Source organism: Claveliimonas monacensis, from assembly GCF_014982975.1.
GTDB lineage: Bacteria > Bacillota > Clostridia > Lachnospirales > Lachnospiraceae > Claveliimonas > Claveliimonas monacensis.
Map to the genome: position 1 here is coordinate 1 of NZ_JADCKL010000025.1, position 5,543 is coordinate 5,543.

Sequence of the window (5,543 nt, forward strand, 5' to 3'; positions counted from 1 at the left end):
TAATTAGCAGTTATCCATAGATATTTATATTCTCAGACGCAAATTCCATGATTTTTAGGTGGAAGGAGATAAAATGGCAGAAATTCAGAAAAAAAGCAAAAATTTATTAATTATATCCCTACATGCGGATCCCGCTATGCCACCAGGAGTGAGCGAATGGGGTGGAACACATACTTACATGAGGGAACTTTTGACGGAATTATATGAAGAAAAGTATAATATCATATTACTCACAAGAAAAGTATATGAAAAACAGGACAATATTGAAAATGTATCTTCTTCATGTAAGATTGTACGTCTTACTTTAGGAGAATTCGAGAATTTTGATAAGAGAAAATTATTTGAACTCCATGATCTTACCTTGCAAAAAAGTGTTCTAGCATTAAAAAAGCTCAATTTTAAGCCTGATATTATACATAGTGTTTATTGGAATTCTGGACATTTGGCATGGAAACTTTCAGAAATATGGGGAATCCCTTATGTACACAGTGTCATATCTAACGGTCGTGGACGAAATGCCCATGGTGCAAAAGGAACGGCACCCAAACGGATTGAAACAGAAGAAAAGGTTTTTAAAAATGCTTCCTTTATACTATGTGTTGCAGAAAGTGAGAAAAACGAGCTCTGTCAGTTTTATGGCATCCAGCCGGAAAAAATAGTTGTTGCAGGGCAGTACGTTCATCCAGCATTTATCTATGCATCACACAATTCGTATGGTTTTCCCAGAAAATCCGGGATCCATTATAAAATCGAGCCCGTGTATCTCCCCCCATTAAAGCCTGCTAAAAGTAAAATTTCAGACTGGTGGAACTCAAAAGTATTTGTCTATACAGGCAGATTGAGTTTGGAGAAAGGACTTTCTTATATTATTCAAGCATGGTATTTATTGTATCGGAAATATGGAGAACTATGTCCTGCATTGTGGATAATAGGGGGAAATACCTATGACATAGAAAACATTCGCTCATTGCTTGGTATTTCCGAAGATATATTATGCGAAACAGAAAATGCAGGAAAGCTTGTTTGGTGGGGCTATTTAGACGAGAACGGAATCAGTACGCTTTACACTCGAGCTCTGGCCCTGATAACGCACTCGCTTTATGAACCTGGAGGGCGAGTAGCAGTAGAGGCCATGTGCGAAGGTATTCCAGTGCTGGCTACGCCAAACGGCTTTGCCTTGGATTATGTTCAGGACTGGAAGAATGGATTCCTGATTCCATATGGAGATATCAAAACTCTGGCTGTCAGAATGGAACATTTTATAAAACAACCGTATCTCTCAGATATTATGGGGAAACAGGCAAAAAAAATCAGCCATGTAATACTTAGAAACTGGGATTTTACCGGTTCACATCTTGCTGTATATCATGCCGCATTACTTCACCAGAAAGATATTTTCAAAAAAAGGTATAGTTGTACTTTTGAGGAGCATATGCAACGAAAATTATGCCTATATCCATATAATCAAATGCTTATAGACAAAACAGATATTCTGCAGATTGCGGAAGAAAGTCAAATTGATCATGTGCTCTCTATAGACAAGCTGGAATTTCCAAATTCCTCTTCTGAAATATGGGAAATTCGAACGAGAACCTCTGAATACTATGTTAAAATTCCATATGACAGAATAAATTTGTTTGCCTTGTGGAGCCGACCTAAAGAACAGCCTCTGGTCATTCCTGCCTCAAAAAGGTACGCTGCTGAAATCGGAGCTTTAGGATTCTCTGAAATTACGCCAATTATAGGAAAAAAAGATTCGCTTTATGCGCTTATAAGGGAAAAATACACTTCAGTAAAACTGCCTCCGGACCAAATGATTGATAAAGCCATAGCAAGCATACTGGAATTTTATAAAAAAAACAATACTACTTCTCTCTATAGTATAGAAACATATGTCAAGTCTGCAATAGACGAGCAAAATACTTATACAGTAATCGATCAGCAATATGAGCAATTATCTACCAAACAGTTTGGCTGGCAAAATTATTTCAGAGACTACTCGCTTCGTACAGAACTTCTACGATGGAAAGCTTATTATCAGGCACTTGCGGAGGATATCAGAAAAAGTATTGCTCCAATATTTGAACCGTCTTATTCCACTATCTTGGGAATAGCTTCCGAAGAAAATGGCCTGCATTTTGTAATGAATCACGGCGGATATGACATGAAAAATCTGGTTTTCAATCCAGATGTTGTACTGCTGGATAATGAAAAACTCCATCCAGGATGGCCAGGGATTGATTTCGCAGATATACTCATTACATATGTGCGTTTTTTAGAGGCAACCGAGACTTTTGAATTATGGGATTCTCTTTTACAAAAAATCCCTTCTGATATTATTTCTACCAACTTGCTGGCTGGTTGGGTTATACTGGGAACTTATAAGGAAGTAATATCGGCAGCGGCTTGTCTAAAACCAATATCCGAATCTCTGCATGAACGTATTAAAATTATGCTCCATTTTATAAAATAACTTCAGCCAGTTACCAATACGATTCCAGAATAATAAATGACCTTGGTCCTAAACTGACTTCTCCAGTCTTTCTCGGCAAGAAGTCTGGAGAAGTCGGTTATCAGATCTGTGCCAGAAAAACGAAGCTTTACGTCATTAACAATCTGCAATTCATTCAAATCATATAAATAACGAAGCACCAACAACATACCATGATAAGGAACCGATTGTTTGTCTTTTGTTATTTTTACTGCAAACATATTCTTGAGCGTATTTAAGACTTTAAATAGTAGTTCTTTTGCCTTCTCCTCGTTTTCAGATTGTAAAAGCAAAACAGAAGCCAGATTTAATTGTGCACGCCAGAGATATAGTTCTGACTTACTTATTTCTAACAGATAAATACTCTCCCGGAACTTTTCAATGCTGGTTTCGTAATTCGTTTCTGCTGCCAGACAACATCCATAGATATTTTCTGCCCTCCCTTTTTGAGAATACATATTTAGAGCAGATGCTTCCTCAATAGACCTTTGTGCCCATAATTTACTCTGGTAAAATTTCCCGGCCAGAAAGAATGACATTGCAATATCTGTTTTTGTATGGAGTACTTCCTGATACGGATACAGCTTGCCTTTCACAATTTGTATCAGCCGTTTGTATTTTTCAGCAGCCTCTTCCGGATTACGCTTCAGCAATTGATTACCCTCCTGGGATAGCAGTGCTGCTCGAGCATAATACGAGCATGGATACCGCTTCACACCTTCCTTAAAAATAAGATATGCATCATCTCCACTGCTGCACATTTTAACTGAAAGTCCATAAGCATTATATACCTGCCCTGGATAATCTTCCTCATCTTCAAAAAGATCTGCAGAATTCTTCAATGAATCATATAGTTTCAAGCTGATTTTAAGAGCCTTCTGTAAATTTCCTGATACAAAATTTTTATGCCAGAGTATTAGCAGATACTTATACCAGAATTTATTTTTCTCAAAATCCACATATTTTAGAATAATATTCTTTTCAACAAGATCATATATAAATTCATAATTAGTATTATTTTCTTCATGAAGCTCCCGGATACAATCCAATGAAGAAAAAAGTATTTCCAGGGGCATCTCGGTGCTTTTTTTTGTAACCTCTATATACCTGAGCAACTCTGTAAAAGCATCCTGATATTGATGCATTTCCATCAAAAGATGGGTGATGTATCGTGTTCTGTGGGGAATATTTTTAATATCTCCAATAATATACAGAATATCTAGTTCAATCAACAAATAATATTCATCTGACTGTTCGTGTTCCAAAACGTAAGGAAGCAACCTTTTGGCTGTCTGATAACGAAGATTTTCATCTGTTATTTCTTTCATGGCATCCAGATAGCGCAGATGATGACATATCAACTTGCCGTTTTTCATATCAAAGACTGTGCTATTGATGCATGCATTTATTACATTATCACAGTTTTCGTAAAAAAATAAAGCGAAGATTTCTCTTGAAATCCTTCCCTTTAAAATTACAGCAAGCTCAAAAACCTGAGAAAAAAAAGGAATATTTTTTAAATTATTTATCAAAGACATCGTTGTTGCGCTGAATTTAATCCCTAATTTCTCCCAATATTTTTTTAATTCTTCACTGGAAAGAGTATTTATATAGTTTTCAAATCCACAAGGTTGACCTTCCAGCAGTTTTACAGCATTATGCAACTCAAAAGGATTATCACAAAGGATTTCTGCTAGACTATCACATGCTTGATTTGTTAATGTAAAACGCTTTTTAATAACTTCGATAGCGTTTTCACGTTTGAATTGTGCTATTTTAAATTCTGAATCCACAATATTTTTTATATACTGAAAATGATTTTGCGATTTTTCAATTTTATTGAGTTTTGACATAAAAAAGGGTGTTCGTGTTTCTAACACAACCCGTATATTATTCTTTTTTAAATTTTGAATCATATCCGTTAGAAAAGCGAAGGTTTCTTCAGAAACTGTATGCAGATTTTCAAAAAAGATAACAATTTTTAAAAACTCACGTTTGGAATTTAAAATTAAATCTAAATATTTTAGTAATAAATGAAGATAAATATCCTTATGCTTCTGATATTGTGAGTGTGTGGATAATAAAATATATTTAACAGCATTTATGATTTCAGGATTCGCATGAGAATCTCCAACAGAAAGTAGCGTATCTATATATTTTTCCAGATCAGAATCTTCCAAAACAGGCTCCAATTTCACTCCCCAAATGCTCTCCAACACAGACAAATACAATATTCTTGAACTTGTACATAAACTTAAATCTATGATACAGCTTTCATAATTTAATTTTTCCAACGATTCCCTTACTTTGTCACATAATACAGTCTTTCCTGTACCTGCATTACCGGAAATTAAATAAATGACACTTTGGAAAGCCAGTCCTTTTGTGATTTGTTTTATCTGCTCTGTACGCTCCGGTACATCCACATAATCCTCATTTAAACTTTTCAGTTCACAAAAACCTTCTGATTTTATATCAGAAACAATAGATTTTTCAATTTTTGAAATAAACCCCTTGCTGATATTGCATTGGTTGATAAGATATGCCTTCTTTTTTTTAATAAATTTTTTTAGGTCATTTCCGCCTACACAGATTATCTCAATGTTCGCTCTCTTTTGAAATTTTGCAGTGTTTTCTTTTGTCTGTGGAGCAAATGGGATATTCGTGACAATATATAGCTGGCTTGCGGATAGATTAAAAGCGATGATTATTGCTTTTGCACAATCATTAAGTGGAAGTGAGGACTGACTGCTTCTATACTTGGCCTCCATAAGAACCAGTTTCATAAGGGATCTGTCATTAGATCGAAGGAGCCATATACCATCAAATCCTGAATCATGCGAGGCATTTGTATGTTTTTCTTCTTGAATCTTTGCATCTTTGTATATATCCCTCACATATTCATATGCAAGTGATTCCCATTCTTCCCAATTATTAGTTTTCTTATTATTTCTTTTTTTATTGTTCATAATAATATCCTTTAAATATCTGAAAATTCCTTGATGAAAAAATACTGCAAATACGATTTAATATAATGGATAACTGCTAATTA

Annotated in this window: 2 protein-coding genes; one reads left to right on the plus strand and one right to left on the minus strand. The window is 35.0% G+C overall.

Translation table 11 applies throughout. The features are described from left to right. The first annotated feature begins 73 nt into the window (after window positions 1–73). Window positions 74–2,473, plus strand: a complete 2,400-nt coding sequence (locus tag INF30_RS14440; RefSeq protein ID WP_226395704.1) for a glycosyltransferase — start codon at window positions 74–76, stop codon at window positions 2,471–2,473. Between the two features lie 2 nt (window positions 2,474–2,475). On the opposite strand, the gene INF30_RS14445 is transcribed toward INF30_RS14440, so the two are convergent. After that, window positions 2,476–5,460, minus strand: coding sequence for an ATP-binding protein (locus tag INF30_RS14445; protein ID WP_226395705.1), 2,985 nt, complete (start codon window positions 5,458–5,460; stop codon window positions 2,476–2,478). Window positions 5,461–5,543 lie beyond the last annotated feature (83 nt).